At 69.4% G+C, this 17,597-nt stretch carries 13 protein-coding genes and 2 tRNA genes; 3 read left to right on the plus strand and 12 right to left on the minus strand.

Translation table 11 applies throughout. The features are described 5' to 3' along the window. Positions 1-10 precede the first annotated feature (10 nt). The 3 genes from murA to leuC all read right to left on the minus strand — a co-directional run bounded on the left by murA (position 11) and on the right by leuC (position 3,631). Positions 11-1,360 (minus strand): UDP-N-acetylglucosamine 1-carboxyvinyltransferase, encoded by a 1,350-nt coding sequence (gene murA / locus Q0747_RS00970; RefSeq protein ID WP_298251395.1) that lies wholly within the window; start codon positions 1,358-1,360, stop codon positions 11-13. Between the two features lie 195 nt (positions 1,361-1,555). After that, complete coding sequence (gene leuD / locus Q0747_RS00975) at positions 1,556-2,155, minus strand: 3-isopropylmalate dehydratase small subunit (RefSeq protein ID WP_298251396.1); 600 nt, start codon at positions 2,153-2,155, stop codon at positions 1,556-1,558. Positions 2,156-2,164: 9 nt separating this feature from the next. Beyond that, entirely contained in the window at positions 2,165-3,631 is a 1,467-nt protein-coding gene (gene leuC / locus Q0747_RS00980) for a 3-isopropylmalate dehydratase large subunit (protein WP_298251397.1), read from the minus strand. 148 nt (positions 3,632-3,779) lie between these two features. On the opposite strand from leuC, the gene Q0747_RS00985 reads away from it, so the two are divergent. Then, the gene (locus Q0747_RS00985) at positions 3,780-4,499 is read left to right on the plus strand and encodes an IclR family transcriptional regulator (protein WP_298251398.1); all 720 of its coding nucleotides are present in this window, start codon (positions 3,780-3,782) and stop codon (positions 4,497-4,499) included. 237 nt (positions 4,500-4,736) lie between these two features. Here the strand turns inward: Q0747_RS00985 and Q0747_RS00990 are convergent, their stop codons facing one another. The 7 genes from Q0747_RS00990 to Q0747_RS01020 all read right to left on the minus strand — a co-directional run bounded on the left by Q0747_RS00990 (position 4,737) and on the right by Q0747_RS01020 (position 11,924). Continuing rightward, a complete protein-coding gene (locus Q0747_RS00990; RefSeq protein ID WP_298251743.1) occupies positions 4,737-6,548 on the minus strand; it encodes a GTPase in 1,812 nt (603 codons plus the stop codon). Between the two features lie 50 nt (positions 6,549-6,598). After that, on the minus strand, positions 6,599-8,362 hold the full coding sequence (locus Q0747_RS00995) for a dynamin family protein (protein WP_298251399.1): 1,764 nt from the start codon (positions 8,360-8,362) through the stop codon (positions 6,599-6,601). Positions 8,363-8,514: 152 nt separating this feature from the next. Then, positions 8,515-8,587: transfer RNA gene (locus tag Q0747_RS01000), tRNA-Glu, on the minus strand. A gap of 67 nt (positions 8,588-8,654) precedes the next feature. Further along, positions 8,655-8,726, minus strand: a tRNA-Gln gene (locus Q0747_RS01005). A 69-nt stretch (positions 8,727-8,795) separates the two neighbouring features. Next, positions 8,796-9,563, minus strand: coding sequence for an HAD family hydrolase (locus tag Q0747_RS01010; RefSeq protein WP_298251400.1), 768 nt, complete (start codon positions 9,561-9,563; stop codon positions 8,796-8,798). A gap of 3 nt (positions 9,564-9,566) precedes the next feature. Then, positions 9,567-11,075: a glutamate--tRNA ligase gene (gltX, locus tag Q0747_RS01015; RefSeq protein WP_298251401.1), complete on the minus strand. Its 1,509-nt coding sequence runs from the start codon at positions 11,073-11,075 to the stop codon at positions 9,567-9,569. 75 nt (positions 11,076-11,150) lie between these two features. After that, a complete protein-coding gene (locus Q0747_RS01020; protein WP_298251402.1) occupies positions 11,151-11,924 on the minus strand; it encodes a fumarylacetoacetate hydrolase family protein in 774 nt (257 codons plus the stop codon). A gap of 671 nt (positions 11,925-12,595) precedes the next feature. Here Q0747_RS01020 and Q0747_RS01025 point away from each other — a divergent pair. Together Q0747_RS01025 and Q0747_RS01030 are read left to right on the plus strand one after the other, a co-directional pair. Next, positions 12,596-13,525, plus strand: coding sequence for a hypothetical protein (locus Q0747_RS01025; RefSeq protein ID WP_298251403.1), 930 nt, complete (start codon positions 12,596-12,598; stop codon positions 13,523-13,525). A gap of 210 nt (positions 13,526-13,735) precedes the next feature. Next, positions 13,736-15,307 carry a bifunctional diguanylate cyclase/phosphodiesterase gene (locus Q0747_RS01030; RefSeq protein ID WP_298251404.1) on the plus strand — a complete coding sequence of 524 codons (1,572 nt, stop codon included), beginning with the start codon at positions 13,736-13,738 and terminating at the stop codon, positions 15,305-15,307. A gap of 30 nt (positions 15,308-15,337) precedes the next feature. On the opposite strand, the gene Q0747_RS01035 is transcribed toward Q0747_RS01030, so the two are convergent. Both Q0747_RS01035 and Q0747_RS01040 read right to left on the minus strand, forming a co-directional pair. After that, entirely contained in the window at positions 15,338-16,444 is a 1,107-nt protein-coding gene (locus Q0747_RS01035) for a branched-chain amino acid aminotransferase (protein WP_298251405.1), read from the minus strand. Positions 16,445-16,537: 93 nt separating this feature from the next. Beyond that, complete coding sequence (locus Q0747_RS01040; RefSeq protein ID WP_298251406.1) at positions 16,538-17,590, minus strand: 3-isopropylmalate dehydrogenase; 1,053 nt, start codon at positions 17,588-17,590, stop codon at positions 16,538-16,540. Positions 17,591-17,597: the final 7 nt, after the last annotated feature.

A 17,597-nucleotide genomic window follows, 5' to 3' on the forward strand; every position in this document is an offset into this window, starting at 1 on the left:
GCCGAACCTCCTAGGGCAGTGCCACGGCGACAGCCGGGGCGTCCTCCGTGAGATCGAAGTCGGCGCCGAGGCCCTCGAGCTTGTCCTGGAAGCGCTCGTAGCCGCGGTTGATCAGCTCGATGCCCGTCACGCGGGACACGCCGTCGGCGGCGAGCGCGGCGATGAGGTGGCTGAAGCCGCCCCGCAGGTCGGGGATGTCGATGTCGGTGCCGCGCAGCTCGGTGGGGCCCGAGATGACGGCGGAGTGCAGGAAGTTCATCTGCCCGAAGCGGCACGGGATGCTGCCGAGACACTCGCGGTGCACCTGGATGCTCGCCCCCATCCGCATCAGGGCGTCGGTGAAGCCGAAGCGGTTCTCGTAGACGGTCTCGTGCACGATCGACACCCCGGCGGCCTGCGTCAGCGCGACCACGAGGGGCTGCTGCCAGTCGGTCATGAAGCCGGGGTGGACGTCGGTCTCGAGGACCAGCGGCGAGAGGGGCCCGCCCGGGTGGTAGAACCGGATGCCGTCGTCGTCGACGTCGAACGCCCCACCGATCTTCCGGTAGGTGTTCAGGAACGCCGTGAGATCGAGCTGGCGTGCACCCTCGACGTAGATGTCACCCTTGGTGACCAGGGCGGCGCAGGCCCAGGACGCCGTCTCGTTGCGGTCGGAGATGGCCTTGTGGTTGTACCCGGAGAGCTCCTCGACGCCCTCGATCCGGATCACGCGGTCCGTCTGCACAGTGATGATGGCGCCCATCTTCTGCAGGACCGCGATGAGATCCATGATCTCTGGCTCGACGGCGGCGTTGGAGAGCTCGGTGATGCCCTCGGCGCGGATCGCCGTGAGCAGCACCTGCTCGGTGGCGCCCACGCTCGGGTACGGGAGGGCCACCTTCGCGCCGTGGAGCCCCTTGGGGGCCGAGATGGAGATGCCCCCGGTGCGCTTCTCGACGACGGCGCCGAAGTTCCGCAGCACCTCGAGGTGGTAGTCGATGGGCCGGTCGCCGATCTTGCAGCCACCGAGGTCGGGGATGAAGGCCTCACCGATGCTGTGCATGAGGGGGCCGCAGAAGAGGATGGGGATGCGCGAGTCGCCCGCGTGGGCGTCGATGTCCTTGGACTGCGCCATCTTGGCGTTGAGCGGGTCCATGGTCAGATCGCCGGTGACCGGGTCCTTCGTGACCTCGACGCCGTGCAGCTGCAGCAGGCTCGTGACGACGTCGACGTCCTTGATCTCGGGGACGTTGCGGAGCACGGACGGCGTGTTGCCGAGGAGGGAGGCCACCATCGCCTTGGGGACGAGGTTCTTCGCTCCACGGACCGATACCTTGCCCGTCAGCGGGATGCCGCCGCGGATGGTCAGAACGCTACCCATGAATACCTGATTCCCTCGGATGTGATGTCCGCGCGCACGCGAAATTGCTCGCTCCAAGCATAGGAGCACCTGCGAGCAGACAGAAATACAAGGGTACTGCGTGACCGTGCCGCCCGAGCACAGTCCCGAGCACAGTCCCGAGTACAATCCCGAGCCCGCCCGGCCCACCCAGTCCATTTGGCCGAGCCGTGACCCTCAGGTGCGGACCGGGAGCGTGGTGGGCTTGTGGGCGGGGCGGCGTGCCTCGAACTCGGTGATGTGGGCCTCCTGCCGGAGCGTCAGGCCGATGTCGTCGAGGCCCTCGAGGAGGCGCCAGCGCGTGTAGTCGTCGAGCTGGAAGGCGGCGCTCACGGACCCGCACTGCACGCTGCGGGAGACCAGATCCACCGTGACGGGGGTGCCGGGTTCGTTCTCGAGGACCTTCCAGATGAGCTCGATGTCGTCCTGCGCCACCTGTGCCGCGACCAGACCCTGCTTGCCGGAGTTGCCCCGGAAGATGTCGGCGAACCGGGACGAGAGCACGGCCCGGAAGCCGTAGTCCTTCAGGGCCCAGACGGCGTGCTCACGCGAGGACCCGGTGCCGAAGTCCGGCCCGGCCACGAGGACGGAGCCGCGCGCATAGGGCTCGCGGTTGAGGATGAACGTCTCGTCCTTGCGCCACTCGGCGAAGAGCGCGTCCTCGAAGCCGGTCCGCGTGATCCGCTTCAGGTACACCGCGGGGATGATCTGGTCGGTGTCGATGTTGCTCTGGCGCAGCGGCACGCCGATGCCGGTGTGGGTGGTGATCTTCTCCATGGCGGGCTCCTACGTGGCGGGGACGGTGGACTCGGCGGCGTGGGCACCCGAGCCGGGCCGGGGGGCCAGATCGGACGGTGAGCTGAGGGTGCCGCGCACCGCGGTGGCGGCGGCGACAACGGGTGAGACGAGGTGCGTGCGCCCGCCCTTGCCCTGACGTCCCTCGAAGTTCCGGTTCGACGTCGAGGCGCACCGCTCCCCCGGCGCCAGCTGGTCGGGATTCATCCCGAGGCACATGGAGCACCCCGCGAAGCGCCACTCGGCACCGAAGTCCGTGAACACCCGGTCCAGGCCCTCCGCCTCCGCCTCGAGCCGGACCCGCGCGGACCCCGGTACCACCATCATGCGGATCTGCGGGTCCTTCTCCCGACCGCGGATGATGTCCGCGGCGAGCCGCAGGTCCTCGATCCGGCTGTTGGTGCAGGACCCGAGGAAGACCGTGTCCACACGGATGTCCTTCATGGGCGTCCCGGCCTCGAGGGCCATGTAGTCGAGCGCCCGCGTGCAGGCCGCCTTGTCGTTCTCGTCCGGGAAATCCTCCGGTGACGGTACGGCCTGGGAGAGCGACACACCCTGGCCCGGGTTGGTCCCCCACGTCACGAACGGCTCCAGCTCGTCGGCGTCGAGGAAGACCTCGGCGTCGAACACGGCGTCGTCGTCGGTGCGCAGTTCACGCCAGTCGGCGACGGCGGCCTCCCACTCCGCGCCCTGCGGCGCGTGCGGGCGACCCTTCAGGTACTCGAACGTGGTCTCGTCCGGGGCCACCATGCCCGCGCGTGCGCCGGCCTCGATGGACATGTTGCAGATGGTCATCCGCGCTTCCATCGACAGCGAGCGGATGGCCGAGCCGCGGTACTCCAGCACATAGCCCTGACCGCCTCCGGTGCCGATCTTCGCGATGATCGCGAGGATGATGTCCTTCGACGTGACGCCCGGCCTGAGGGTGCCCTCCACCGTGATGCCCATGGTCCTGAAGGGCTTCAGCGAGAGGGTCTGGGTGGCCATGACGTGCTCCACCTCGGACGTGCCGATGCCCATGGCGAGGGCTCCGAAGGCCCCGTGGGTCGATGTGTGGGAGTCGCCGCAGACCACCGTGAGGCCCGGTTGCGTCAGACCGAGCTGCGGCCCGATGATGTGGACGATCCCCTGCTCCGCGTCGCCGAGGGAGTGCAGTCGCACCCCGAACTCCCGGCAGTTGGCGCGGAGGGTCTCGATCTGGGTGCGGCTGGTCGGATCGGCGATCGGCTTGTCGATGTTCAGGGTGGGCGTGTTGTGGTCCTCGGTGGCGATCGTCAGGTCCGGCCGGCGGAGGGGACGACCGGCGAGCCGGAGGCCCTCGAAGGCCTGCGGCGAGGTGACCTCGTGGATCAGGTGCAGATCGATGTAGAGGAGGTCCGGCTGGGCCTCGGCTCCGACGACCTCGCCCTTGCGGACCACGTGTGCGTCCCAGACCTTCTCGGCCAGTGTCTTGCCCATGACGATCGTCCTGTTCTGCTCCGGCGGACCGACCCGGATCAGGAGCGGCCAGCACTGTGGTTTCAGTGGGATCCAGTCAAGCAGCGCGCGATCACCGGAGCCACCCGAACTACTTGCGTCTCAGATGGTGAGACGGCAATATCATCCTATGGACAATACTAGCGGGGTCGGCGTGATCGACAAGGCCTCACTCCTCCTCGATGCGCTCGAGGCCGGACCCACCACGCTCGCGCAGCTCGTCTCCTCGACGGGCCTGGTGCGTCCCACGGTCCACCGGCTGGCCCTCGCCCTCGCCCATCACCGGCTCGTGGGGCGGGACATCCAGGGTCGCTTCGTCCTCGGCAGTCGCCTCGTCGAGCTCGCCTCCGCGGCGGGCGAGGACCGGCTCATCGCCGCCGCCGGCCCCGTCCTCCTCGGGCTGCGGGACGCGACGGGCGAGAGCGCCCAGCTGTTCCGCCGACAGGGCGAGTGGCGGGTCTGCGTGGCGTCGGCCGAACGGCCCGTGGGGCTGCGGGACACCATCCCCGTGGGGACCCAGCTCTCCATGCGGGCGGGGTCCGCCGCCCAGTGCCTCCTCGCCTGGGAGGATCACGACCGTCTGCTGGAGGGACTGCAGCAGGCCCGCTTCACGCCCACGGTACTCGCCGGTGTGCGGCGGCGCGGCTGGGCCCAGAGCCTCGGCGAGCGGGAGGCCGGCGTGGCCTCCGTGTCCGCGCCGGTCCGCGGTCCGTCCGGGCGGGTCGTCGCCGCCGTCTCCATCTCGGGGCCGATGGAGCGCCTCACCCGCCAGCCCGGACGCATCCACGCAGAGGTCGTCGCCGACGCGGCACGACAGCTGACCCTCGCCGTGGCCAAGACCCCCGGCTGACCCGGCCCCGGCACGAACGCGCCGGCGGCCCCACCACATGCACTGCGACGTCCGGGCCTGCCGTCCGCGCGGCCCCGCGGTGCTTTCCGATCACCGACACCGTCCTCACGCATGACGACTTCGATCACGCCCAGCGTGCGCAGCAGCTCAGGACGGTCCTGGGAGCCCCGGTCCGGATCGGCGTGGCCGACGCCGAGATCCTGCACGACGCTGCTGGTCGGCGGCGCCCGGAGCGGGTCAGCGGTCCGCCACCGACAGCACGGCGTCGCGGAAGTCGTTGCAGCGCCGCACCTCGGCCAGGACAGGGCGCAGCACGACGTCGTCGGCCACCCGGGCGCACGCGTCGAGCAGACGCCGCCGCACGCGCGCCGCCCGGCGTCGTGCCCCCCAGCGCGCCAGCACCGCAGCGGCGACGCCGAGCAGGATCCCCGCACCGAGGCCCCCGAGAATGAGCAGCGTGGGGACGGGGAACCCCTCCACGCGCGGCACCTCGGGTACGGGCAGCTGCAGGAACGCGAGGACCGCCAGGACGCCGAGCCACCCCACTCCGCCCACGAGCGCCGCGAGGGCGACCCACTGGAGGACGCCGAAGAGCCCCCACCACCGCCGTCTGCCCGTCTCCAGATCGGTCCCCGTGACAGCCGAGTCGAGGGCGTCCGCGAGATCGTCCGTGGTGCTGCGCGCGGCGTCCCGGACGGAGGTCCGCCAGGGCTCGACGACGTCGCCGCTCGCCGCCGTGCCGAAGATGCGCAGGGCGTGGTCCACGGTGGCACGCTGCGCCGGCTGGGCCCGTGCGATCGAGGACCGCCGGACCTCGGGGAGCACCTCCTGCCGCCGCAGGTTGAGCCGGCGGAGAGGATCCGGCCGGAAGCCGGCCAGCCAGCGGGTGACCGGCCAGCCCATGGCTGCGTGGGCATCGCGCCGGTAGCTGCTCCGCACGGCGTCCGCGACGACCGGCACCCCTGCAGCCTGGGCGAGTTCGTCCGCCAGCACCGCCCGCGCATCGCCCGACGGTGCGGCCACCACGCCGTCCGCGACGAACGGCAGCAGGTCCGCTGCCGCGCGGGCGGCGTCGGCCCTGATCCGCAGTGTCGCCGCCGACCGTCCCTGCGCGAAGTCCCGGATGATGCCGGCGAGCGCCTCGATGCCCTGTCCGGTCTGCGCCGAGACAGGGACCACCGGTACCCCCTGCAGTCCCCCGTCCGCGAGGATCCCGGTCAGGGAGGCCAGGACGGCCTCGAGATCGGCCTGGTCTAGCCGGTCCGCCTGGTTGAGGGCCACCACGGTGACGGCCTGGTGCGTCGCGAGATCCCGCAGGAAGCCGTGGTGCAGTGCGGCGTCGGCGTACTTCTGCGGATCCACCACCCAGACCAGCACGTCCACCTGGCCCGCGAGCCGCAGCACCACGTCCCGGTGGGCCTGCGTGGTGGAGTCGAAGTCGGGCAGATCGAGAAGGATCAGGCCCGCGCCGCGGATGTCCGCGCCCTGCGTGCCCGCCGATGTGGTCGGCTCGCCCGACGGTTCCTGTGGACCGGACACCGCCGCGTCACGCCGCCTGCGGCCCAGGATGCCGCGCAGGCCCCCCGCGCGCCGCGGGGTCGGCGTCCCGGGGTCCTTCCCCGGGCGGCACTCGGCCGCAGGGTGCGACCGGGGCGCGTCACCGGAGGTCCCGTCGGTGCTGCCGGTGCTGCCGGGGGTGGCGTCGGCAGCACCGGCGACGAGCGGGGCGCCGTCGGGCAGCTCGACACGCGAGCCGACCCCGAGCCAGTCGAGCAGCTCCCCGCTGCCCTCCCGGCCCCAGACCATTGCGAGGGGTTCGGAGGTCGTGGGCCGCCTGGCAGCGACACGCGCCGCGGTGGTGCCGCTGAGGGCGTTGCCGAGCGAGGACTTGCCGCTGCCGGTGGGTCCGAACAGTCCCACGACCGTGTGCTCGGCGGACAGTGACCGGCGGCCCGCCGCATGATCCAGCACGATGCGCAGGCGATCGAGGACGTCCTCCGGCACGCGGTCCTGGCCGAGCTCCCGGGCCCGGTGCAGTCCGCCGAGCACATCGGTGAGCTGCGTCGCCGGCGTCACCTCGTGGCGGCGCGTCGTCCCGCTCACGCCTCCGCCCCGACGGCGCCGCCCTGGGCGGGCAGGAGCGTGCGCAGCCGCCGCGCCAGGACCCGGAGGGTCTCCGCCGGGGTCTGCCGGGCGAGGGGCTCCAGCGCGCAGTCGAAGTCCGCGCGCTCGCGCTCGAGGAGTCCCTCCACGCGACGGGAGAGATTGCGCCGGGCCACGACGGCGAGGCGGCGGACGGCGTCGTCACCGAAGATCGCCTCGAGGAGCTTCTGGCCGGCGACGGCGGACACGCCGGCCACCCCGATCTCGCCCCCGGTCAGTCCGCCGGTCGAGGCGAAGACCACCACCATGAGGGACACCGCGATCCCGTTGACGCCGAAGGAGAGCATCCGGGCGGTGAAGCGCTTGCCCGCACCCTCGGCCTGCACGAGCTCGAGGAGGTCCTGCTGCCACGCCCGGATCTCCCGGGCCACCTCGGCGGGAAACGTCTCGGAGCGCCAGGCCGGTACTTCGGCGAGCAGGGCTGCTCCGGCCTGCTCCGCCCGCCACCGGCGACGCGCCGTCTCGTCGGCGCGGGCGGCCTGTTCCACGATGACGCTCTGCAGTCCACTGCCGATGGCGTCGGCGACGGTGGCGGCCGGGGCGGGGCGCCCCGTGAAGAACCCCGTGATCCGCTCGCGTACGCGACCCACCCTCGTTTCGAGGGCGCGCATGAACTCCCCCGTGCCGACGAAGTCCTGCCAGCGGGCCAGCACCTCACCGCGCAGCAGCCGGCCGTCCTCCGTCGCGGCGAGGACACCCGCCAGCGCATCCCGGTAGGCGCCGTCGACCGCTGCGCGCAGCGCGTCGCCCACGGTCTGCTCCTGCTCGGCGGCGGCAGCGATGCCCTCGATCCGGGTGGCCAGCGCGTTCATGGCTCCGCGGACCGTGCGTCGCGCGATCTCGCGGCGCCCGTCGGCGTCCGCTGCCAGCGCCCGCAGCCAGCGTGTCATGGGCTCCACGAGCTCGTGCGGCAGCATGCGGTCGGCTCCGAGCGCCACCTCGGGCAGCACGAAGATGGGGGCGTGTCCGAGGTTCTCGGCGGAGAGCAGGGTCAGCAGGTCGCTCCTGATCTCCTCCTCGACCCCGGGTGGCACCCGGTCGAGGACGACGGCGACCAGCACGTCGCGTCGTCCTGCCTCGGCCAGGAGCTTCCACGGGACGGCATCGGCGTAGCGGTTGGCGGTGGTGACGAAGATCCACAGATCGGCGGCCGCGAGCAACTGGGCGGCGAGTCGCCGGTTCTCGTCGGCGATCGAGTCGACGTCGGGAGCGTCGAGGAGGGCCAGGCCCGGCGGGAGGGAGGGCTCCGGACGCAGCAGCAGGGTGTCGCCCGGCGACGTCGGCGCCTGGTGCGCACGGCTCCCGTCATCGTCGCTGAGCCGCACCCGGCTGAGGGACGGGAGGATGCGTGCGTCCTCGAACCAGCCGGCGTCGTCGGGGTGATGGAGCAGGAGGGGCTGCCGGGTGGTGGGGCGGACCGCCCCGGTGACGGAGACCGGGCGCCCGGCGAGGGCGTTCACCAGTGTGGACTTCCCCGCGCCGGTCGACCCGCCCACCACGGCCACGAGCGGCGCATCCACACTGGCCAGTCGCGGCAGGATGTAGTCGTCGAGTTGCGCTCGGGCGCCGGCTGCGGCGTCGCGGCCCGCGGCGGAGCTGGCGAGCTCCAGGGGAAAGACCAGATCACCGAGCGCAGCACCGACCTCACGCAGCGCGAGGGAGATCCCGCGGGCATCGCCCACGGGCGGAGGTGTGCTCATCGCTCCATCATGCCAGCCGCCCGGTGGACGGCCGGGACCTCCGCCCGAGGCCGTGCGACCCGCCCCGGAGGCGCACTGTTCCACCCGGAACGAGGAAAGTCCCGGACACCGTGGTGTCCGGGACTTTCCTTCCGTGTCCTTCCGGACAACTGTGACCCCAGCGGGATTCGAACCCGCGTTACCGCCGTGAGAGGGCAGCGTACTAGGCCGCTATACGATGGGGCCAGTACTGTTCCATGCTACTACTGCTGTTGCACTGCTTGTGCCATCCGATCCTGCGGATCGAAGTGCGCTGGGGTACCAGGACTCGAACCTAGAATGTTGGTACCAGAAACCAGTGTGTTGCCAATTACACCATACCCCACAGGCGTGATCCGGCCCCCCGGGCGTACCGGGCTACCGCTGCGTTTCCGCTCCGCGCCGAGAAACAACGTTACCGGACCGGAGGCAGGAACTGCAAAACGCCGGAGAGCGAGCCGATGCGCGGCATGCTCTCGTCGACCGACGCCGCGGTGCCAGGTGAGGCCGCCTCCCCCCTGCCTGCGCGGTCGAGCCAGACGCCCACCAGGCCCGCCTCCGTGGCCCCGATGGCGTCCAGGAGCAGATTGTCCCCCACGTACAGCGTCCGCTCCGGCTTCGTCCCGATGAGCCGTGCCCCCTCGAGGTAGATGGCGGGATCTGGCTTGGCAGCGCCCACGGTGTCGATGCCCACGAGTACCTCGATCCGTGACAGTCCCGAGCGATCCAGCTTTGCCCGCTGATAGTCGTGCACGTTGTTGCTCACGGCCCCGAAGGGGATTCCCCGCGCGTCGAGAGCGTCGAGCAGGGAGTCCACGTCGTCGTACGCGCGGAAATGCAGCGGGAGTGTCTGCTCGTAGGAGCGCTCCCAGGCCTCCACCGCGACACCGAGGAAGGGCTCCGCCGTCAGGCCGGCCCGCGCGTGGCGGACCCGATGGATCCGCTGCTCGCGGAAGCTCACCTCGCCCGCGAGGAAGCGGTCGTAGTGCCGCTCCGGATCGGCGGTGAACAGCGCCTTGTACTGCGCCCAGCCGTCGTCGTCGAGATGGTCGAGGGCGCGGTCGGGGATGGACTGCAGCGTGTGCCCCATCGCCTGCTCCAGGTCGACGAGGGTGTCGTCGATGTCGAACAGCACCCCCTCCACGTCGAGTGCGGGCAGTGAGGCGGATCCGGACTGCTGCACCGGTCAGGCCGCCGTCGCGCGCAGTGCGCGTACCCGCGCGAGCGAGGATTCCCGGCCGAGGATCACCATCGACTCGAAGAGCGGGGGCGAGACCTTGCGCCCGGAGATGGCCGTGCGGACGGGGCCGAAGGCGAGCCTCGGCTTCAGTCCGAGCCCCTCGACGAGCGCGCTCCGGAGTGCGGCCTGCAGTGACTCGGCATCCCAGGCCCCGACGCCGTCGAGTGCTGTCAGCGCGGCGTCGAGCACCTCGCCGGCATTCTCCGGCAGGCCCTTCCGGGCGTCGTCCGCGATGTCGACGGCGTCGTCGGCCTTGAAGAGGAAGCCGAGCATCTCGGGGGCCTCCCCGAGCAGGGTGATGCGCTCCTGGATGAGCGGCGCCGCCTCAGCGATGGTCCTGAGCTCGGCCTCGCCGGGCTCGGGGCCGATGATGCCGGCCGCCGCGAGATAGGGCAGGAGTCTGCTGCGGAACTCGGCGGGATCCAGCAGGCGCACATGGGTGCCGTTGATCGCCTCGGCCTTCTTGAGATCGAAACGCGCCGGGTTGGCGAGCACGTCGCGGACGTCGAAGGCCTCCACCAGCTGCTCCACCGTGAAGATGTCCTCGTCCGCCGACAGGCTCCAGCCGAGCAGGGAGAGATAGTTCAAGAGCCCCTCGCGGATGAAGCCGCGCTCGCGATGCAGGAACAGGTTGGATTCGGGATCGCGCTTGGACAGCTTCTTGTTGCCCTGGCCCATCACGTAGGGCAGGTGGCCGAACAACGGCATGTAGCGGGCTACGCCGATGTCGATCAACGCCCGGTAGAGGGCCACCTGCCGCGGGGTGGACGAGAGCAGGTCCTCGCCCCGGAGGATGTGCGTGATGCCCATGAGGGCGTCGTCGACCGGGTTGACGAGGGTGTAGAGGGGGGCACCGTTGGCGCGCACGACGGCGAAGTCGGGCACGCTCCCGGCGCGGAACGTGATCTCGCCGCGGACGAGATCGTGGAAGGTGATGTCTTCCTCCGGCATCCGCAGTCGCAGCACCGGATCACGGCCCTCGTCGCGGAAGGCCTGCTTCTCCTCCTCACCGAGGGTGCGGTCGTGGTTGTCGTAGCCGAGCTTCACGTCGCGTCCCGCCGCCCGATGCCGCGCCTCGACCTCCTCGGGGGTGGAGAAGGACTCGTAGAGGTGACCGGCCTCGACCAGCCGCTCGATCACGTCCCGGTAGAGCTCACCGCGCTCCGACTGGCGGTACGGCGCGTGGGGACCCCCCACCTCGACGCCCTCGTCCCAGTCGATGCCCAGCCAGGTCATGGCCTCCAGCAACTGCTGGTAGCTCTCCTCGCTGTCGCGGGCGGCGTCGGTGTCCTCGATGCGGAAGACGAGCTTCCCCCCGGTGTGGCGCGCGTAGGCCCAGTTGAAGAGCGCCGTCCTGATCAGTCCCACGTGCGGGGTGCCCGTGGGCGACGGGCAGAATCGGACCCTGACGGGCGTGGCATCGGAGACGGTCGGTACGTCGGCGGCAATAGTCATGATGGCCCCAGTCTAGAGGGGACCCTCACGACCCGTCGCGCCTCCGGGGCCCGCTCGTCGTGGCCGGCGGGGCGCTCAGCGCCGGGCGGTGTTGGACAGGCGTCCGATGCCCTCGATGTCGACGTCGTACCGCTGGCCGTCGGTGATGAGCCCCACGCCCGCGGGTGTCCCGGTGAGGATGAGGTCACCCGGAAGGAGGGTGAAGGCCTGCGAGACGTATGCCACGAGCTCGCGGGCCCCCCAGATCATGTCGCTGGTGGATCCTTCCTGCCGCACCTCGCCGTCGAGCGATCCCGTGATGGTCAGGTTCTCCGGGTCGAGATCCGTCTCGATCCACGGGCCGATCGGGCAGGACGTGTCGAAGCCCTTGGCCCGTGCCCACTGGTCGTCGGTCCGCTGGACGTCCCGCGCCGTGAAGTCGTTGGCACACGTGTAGCCGAAGACGACGTCGTCGACGCGTTCCAGCGGGACGTCCTTGCAGATCCGTCCTATGACGATGGCGAGCTCGGCCTCGTAGGAGATCTGGTCCGAGAAGGACGGGAGCATGACGGGGTCCCCGGGGCCGACGACCGAGGTGTTCGGCTTGAGGAACAGGAGGGGAGCGGGAGGGGCCTCTCCCCCCATCTCCTGGATGTGGTCGGCATAGTTCCGCCCCACGCCCACCACCTTGCTCCGGGGGATCACCGGGGCGAGGAGCCTGACATCCTCCAGAGCGTGGCGGGCGCCCGTGAGTTCCACCCCGTTGTAGAAGGGATCGCCCTGCATGACGGCGATCTCCTCACTCCCGGTGGCACCCTCGACCACTCCGAACATTGGGTCATCCTGAACGACAAAACGTGCGATTCGCATGACGCCCAGCCTAGCGCTCGGCCTGGCCGGGCCCGCACTCTGCGTCGGGCGACGGCGAGCATCCTTCCGGGACGCCCGGCGGCTGATCGGCGGCTGATCGGCGGTTAAACAGATACCGCGGACACTCCCTCCCCAGTGGAGGGTGCCCGCGGTATATGTCTGCTCAGGCCAAGCGAATGGCCCGATGCCTTACAAGTGGCCCCTTACGGCCGAGAGTACTCAGAAGGGCCAGTAGCCAACCCGGTCCGTAGAGGAGACGGGCGCCGTGACGCCCGACTTGGAAGGTGCAGCGTTGGCAGCCGCCGCGCTTCCAGTTACCAGCAGCGCTGCGAGGAGGAGGGAGGACGTGATGCGCTTCATGAGACTTCCTTTTCTAAATGGTCCAGATGGCAAGGTCCCTTATAACAGCTCGGAACCTACAAGTACTGTAAGCCACACCAGTCACTTTGGTAACATTGGTGGTCATCTTTTTTCAGTGCCGGTCGCAGCTAGCAGAAACCCTCGCCAAGCCGAATACTGGAGGCGGAAGGGATCACGATGCCGAGACTGAAGGTGCGATGACGTATAGGGAAGCCTCGGGACAGCGACTCCTACTCGAGCTTCAGGCTCGAGATGCATGGAATCACCGGGACTATGGCGAGGCCCGGCGATTCGCTGAGCAGCTTGCGGCCATGGTGTACGAGGAGGCCGAGAGCGAGGCGTGGTGGAACGCGAAGTTCCTGATAGCTGAATGCCTCCGCAAACAGGGACACATGGCCGAGTCCCGAGACGTGGCAACCGAACTTGGACGACACCCGCTGACTGTGTCGTCTGAAGCGCTCAGTGCTCGCGTTGCAACGCTCGCAGCGTTCGCTCTGCAGGGCAGCGGCCATCTTGCTGACGCAATCCAGTCAGCTCGCCAAGCCGTCGAGACGGCGGCATCCCAGCCGGATCATGCCAACATCGCAATCGAAGCGCGAAATGCTCTGATCGCTGCGCTCGCCGAGAGTGGACAGCTCGAGGAGGCATGGGATCAGAGCGTCAAACTCGTCGAGCTTTTGGAACGTGAGCCCTACAGCACCTACGCCGGCCAGTCGTATTGGGCTATCGGAAACGTCGCATTCCTCCTCAAGCGAATCGATGACGGCGTTACCTACCATCAACTTGCGGCAGATAGCTTGTCCCCAACCAACGATCTCGATCTCTGGGCTCGGTTTAACCGAGGATCAGCTCAGTTCAGACTGTCGGCCGGGCTTTCAGGACCTGAGACTCTTGCCTGCATCGAGCGGGCCGAGCTAGCGAGCTCGATCGTCGGAGGAACAGCGCGCGATCAACTTGAATTGAGACTGAATCGCGCTCAGTGGATGGTACTTATCGGACAAAGCCAGGGCGCTGTAGCCCAACTCAAGAGCATTGTGGAACAGCGGCAGCTTTTAGCTCCTCAGATTGCCGCTCAGGCATACCTTCTGCTCGGCGAAGCTATTGCGCTCAGCGGACTCGGCGACAAGGCAGAAGCCACCACGAATCTCGAACTCAGTGAGGAGCTCTTCCTCCAGTCCGGGGCCGAGGACCGGGCAGCAGCTGCCCGGGAGTTGATCGAGAGCCTCCGACGTCCGGAGTAACGGGGGCGGGCCCCTCCCCACGGCGGGCCCGAATGCCCTAGAGTAGTCGTCGGACCCTGACCGGTCTGGGCGATGTCCCCCATTTCTCCCAGACCGGTCGGGGTCTTCTCATGCACTCCACTTCCGGCCAGCACGACGCCGATACGCAGTTTCTGCGCGGCGAATGATCATGCAGCCGCTCGGCGTTTTCCTGGAGGTAGGCTCAATCCGATGAGTGCAGACAAGGATCCTCGGCTCGCGATGCTGGTCGACAGCATCGTGCGGCTCTCCAAGGGAGAGCTCAGCAGTCGCCTTGAGCCCTCCAGCGCCCGGGACGAGGTGGATGCCGTCATCGCCGGTGTGAACCTCCTCGCCGAGGAACTCCAGCAGGTGTACGAGCAGTTCGAGAAGCGGGTGGAAAGCCGCACGGCCATGCTCCGCCAGGCCCACCTGGACATGATGAAGATGGCCATGTCCGACGCCCTCACCGGCGTCGCCAACCGGGTGGCCCTGATGGACGGCATCGAGGAGGCCCTGGGGCAGGCGGTCGACGGAGCGCCGCCACCGGCTCTCCTGCTCCTGGATCTCGACAGTTTCAAGAACGTCAACGACCGCTTCGGTCACGATGCGGGCGATCGGGTACTGCAGGAAGTGGCGCGGCGCCTGGCCGGAGTGGTGCGCGAGAGCGACATCGTGGCGCGACTCGGAGGGGACGAATTCGCCATCCTCCTTCCCGGAGCGACCATGGATCTGGCCCTTCAGGTGGCCCGGCGCGCCGTGGAGGCCCTCGGCCAGCAGATCCGGCTCGAAGCCGTCGACATCCACTGCCGGGCCAGTATCGGCGTGCGTCTGGGCACGCCGAACCAGAGCGCCGAGGAGCTGCTGCTCGACGCCGACACGGCCATGTACGCGGCCAAGCGCGAGGGCCGCAGCATCATCAAGATCTTCCAGCCGGTCATGCTCTACTCGCGCCAGCTCCGCAGCCAGATGGCCACCGAGCTGCGCGATGCCATCAGGTCCGACGAACTGGTGCTGCACTACCAGCCGGTGGTGGAGCTCGCGACCAACCGGATCCTCGGTGTGGAGGTCCTCGTCCGCTGGCAGCACCCGATCCGCGGACTGATCCCGCCCGACACGTTCATCCCGCTCGCCGAGGAGATCGGGGTCATCCATGACCTCGACCGGTGGGTGATGTCCACCTCCCTGCGCGAGCTTGCTCGGTGGAGGCGGGAGCTCGGGCTCGACGACGACTTCCAGCTCCGGGTCAATCTCTCCGCCGTCGAGCTCAAGCAGCTCGACCTCGTGGACTACGTGCGCGCCCTGCTGCGCGAACTCGAGGTGCCGGCCCGCAGTCTGGTCGTCGAGATCACCGAGACCGCGATCGTCACGCGCGGGGAAGTGGAGATGTATTCGCTCCTGAGCCTGCAGCAGCTCGGGGTGGGGATCGAGATCGACGACTTCGGAACGGGATACTCGTCGATCAGCTATCTCCGCGAGCTGCCGGTCAGCATGGTCAAGGTGGATCGGTCCCTGCTCGCCGAGCTCAACACTCGACCAGGACAGCTCCAGTTCGTCGCGGCGATCCTGCAACTCATCCGGGCCGCCGGGCTCGAGGCGGTCTTCGAGGGGATCGAGACGCAGGAACAGGCCGATCAGCTGAGGGCGCTCGGCTGCAACAGCGGTCAGGGATTCTTCTTCTGCCATCCCATGGCCGCCGACGAGACGGCCGCGCTCCTCGCGGGTACCCGGTATCTCGGGCTCGGCGAGGCGATCGACGACCCGGAGATCACCGTCTCCCACTGAACCGGTGGGAGACAGTGACCCCGAGGCGGCTCAGACCAGGCGCGTGAGCCAGCCGTGGGGGTCCTCGAGGAGCCCTGCCTGGATGCCGAGGAGCTGGCTGCGGATCGACATGGTCACCTCACCGGTCGGGGCATCGGCGGCGCCGATCATCTCGTCGCCGTCGCGCAGTCGCCCGATCGGCGTGATCACCGCAGCCGTGCCGCAGGCGAACACCTCGGTGATGTCCCCGGAGGCGACGCCGTCGCGCCACTCGTCCAGCGTGATGGTGCGCTCGCTGACCTCGAGACCGCGGTCGCGTCCGAGCTGGATCACGGAGGAGCGCGTGATGCCCTCGAGGATGGTGCCCGAGAGCGCCGGGGTCACGAGCGACCCGTCGCGGAACACGAAGAACACGTTCATGCCGCCGAGTTCCTCGACCGCATTGTCGTTGAACTGGTCGAGGAAGAGGACCTGCTTGCAGCCGTGCGCCTCCGCCTCGAGCTGCGCGATCAGGGACGAGGCGTAGTTCCCGCCGGCCTTGGCGGCCCCGGTACCGCCACGCCCGGCCCGTGCGTAGGTGCGCGAGACCCAGATGTCGACCGGCTTCACCTCGCCACCGAAGTAGTTGCCCGCCGGGGAGGCGATCACGCGGAAGGACACCTCGCGGGCAGGACGGACGCCGAGGAACGCCTCGGTGGCGATCATGAACGGCCGCAGATACAGACTGTCGCCCTCCCGCGTGGGCACCCAGTCCTGGTCGGCGGTGACCAGTTGCCGCAGGGACTCCAGGAAGAGCTCCTCCGGCAACTCCGGAAGGGCGAGCCGCCGGGCCGAGCGGTTCAGCCGCGCGGCGTTGGCGTCGGGGCGGAAGGTCCAGATGGAGCCGTCCTCGTGCCGGTAGGCCTTCATCCCCTCGAAGATCTCCTGCCCGTAGTGCAGGACGCCGGCCGCAGGATCGAGCGCGATGGGACCGTAGGGCTCCACCCGTGCATCGTGCCAGGAGCCCGCACCGGAGGCGTCCGCGCTGAAATCGACGATCGCGGTGTGGTCGGTGAAGTGGTTCCCGAAGCCCGGGTCGGCGAGGATCGCCTCCCGCTCCGTCGCCGGGACCCGCTGCGTCGACAGGTGCTGGGCAAAGTGGGTATCGGTGGCTACCATGATTCCTCCGCTGGAACGAACGGTTCGCGGCACGGCCGCCGTCGCCCGTCGATGATCAGTGCCGAGGCACTGCGTTAATGATGTGTAACCACTTTAGGACACCATGGCGGCGATCGCATCGCCGATGGCCGCTGTGCTGCGGGGGCCGGATCGCACGGCGATGTCCTCCTCGACGGCGCGCTCGATGCGCGCGGCGGGATCCGGCAGGCCGACGTGCCGCAGCAGGAGCGCCGCCGAGAGGATGGAGGCCGTCGGGTCGGCCAGCTGCTGACCCGCGATATCGGGGGCGGACCCGTGGACCGGCTCGAACATGGACGGCGCCGTGCGATCCATGTTGAGATTCGCCGAGGCCGCGAGCCCGATACCACCTGTGACCGCCGCCGCGAGGTCCGTGACGATGTCGCCGAACAGATTGTCGGTGACGATCACATCGAAGCGGGAGGGATCCGTGACGAGGAAGATCATGGCCGCGTCCACGTGCAGGTAGTCGTGCGCGACCTCGGGGAACTCCGCGGCGACCGCCTCGACCGTGCGCTTCCACAGATGCCCCGCGTACACGAGGACGTTGTGCTTGTGCACCAGGGTGAGCCTGCCGTGCCGCGCCGCCGCCCGTGCGAAGGCGTCCCGTACCACACGCTCCACGCCGTGAGCGGTGTTCAGCGAGACCTCGGTGGCCACCTCGTGTGGTGTGCCGCCGCGCAGCGTCCCCCCGTTGCCGGTGTACGGGCCCTCCGTCCCCTCGCGCACCACCACGAAGTCGATGTTCCCGGGAGCTGCCAGCGGGCTCGGGACCCCGCTGTAGAGGCGGGAGGGCCGCAGATTTACGAAGTGGTCGAGGGAGAAGCGGAGCTTGAGGAGGAACTCGCGTTCGATCAGGCCGGAGGGGATGCGTGGGTCACCCGGGGCTGCGCCCACCGCGCCGAAGAGGATGGCATCGTGACCCCGCAACTGCTCGAGCGTCGCATCGGGCAGGGTCTCCCCCGTGACCAGCCAGTGGTCCGCGCCCAGCGCGTAGTCGGTCAGGGTGAGCTCCACGTCGTCGCCGGTGACGGCGCGCAGCACCTTCACCGCCTCCCTCGTGACTTCCGGGCCGATCCCGTCTCCGGGGATGACGGCGATGTCGAGGTGGGCCGGGGCAGCAGTCATGGATCCA

The sequence above is a fragment of the uncultured Arthrobacter sp. genome (assembly GCF_947493765.1).
In the GTDB taxonomy this organism is placed as follows: Bacteria; Actinomycetota; Actinomycetes; order Actinomycetales; family Micrococcaceae; genus Arthrobacter_D.

Coding starts and splice junctions, on each gene's coding strand:
- leuD (WP_298251396.1), bottom strand. CDS start 2,155: ATGGAGAAGATCACCACCCACACCGGCATCGGCGTGCCGCTGCGCCAG.
- Q0747_RS01035 (WP_298251405.1), bottom strand. CDS start 16,444: ATGGTAGCCACCGATACCCACTTTGCCCAGCACCTGTCGACGCAGCGG.
- leuC (WP_298251397.1), bottom strand. CDS start 3,631: ATGGGCAAGACACTGGCCGAGAAGGTCTGGGACGCACACGTGGTCCGC.
- gltX (WP_298251401.1), bottom strand. CDS start 11,075: ATGACTATTGCCGCCGACGTACCGACCGTCTCCGATGCCACGCCCGTC.
- Q0747_RS01025 (WP_298251403.1), top strand. CDS start 12,596: ATGGTGTACGAGGAGGCCGAGAGCGAGGCGTGGTGGAACGCGAAGTTC.
- Q0747_RS00985 (WP_298251398.1), top strand. CDS start 3,780: ATGGACAATACTAGCGGGGTCGGCGTGATCGACAAGGCCTCACTCCTC.
- Q0747_RS01020 (WP_298251402.1), bottom strand. CDS start 11,924: ATGCGAATCGCACGTTTTGTCGTTCAGGATGACCCAATGTTCGGAGTG.
- Q0747_RS00995 (WP_298251399.1), bottom strand. CDS start 8,362: ATGAGCACACCTCCGCCCGTGGGCGATGCCCGCGGGATCTCCCTCGCG.
- Q0747_RS01040 (WP_298251406.1), bottom strand. CDS start 17,590: ATGACTGCTGCCCCGGCCCACCTCGACATCGCCGTCATCCCCGGAGAC.
- Q0747_RS01030 (WP_298251404.1), top strand. CDS start 13,736: ATGAGTGCAGACAAGGATCCTCGGCTCGCGATGCTGGTCGACAGCATC.
- murA (WP_298251395.1), bottom strand. CDS start 1,360: ATGGGTAGCGTTCTGACCATCCGCGGCGGCATCCCGCTGACGGGCAAG.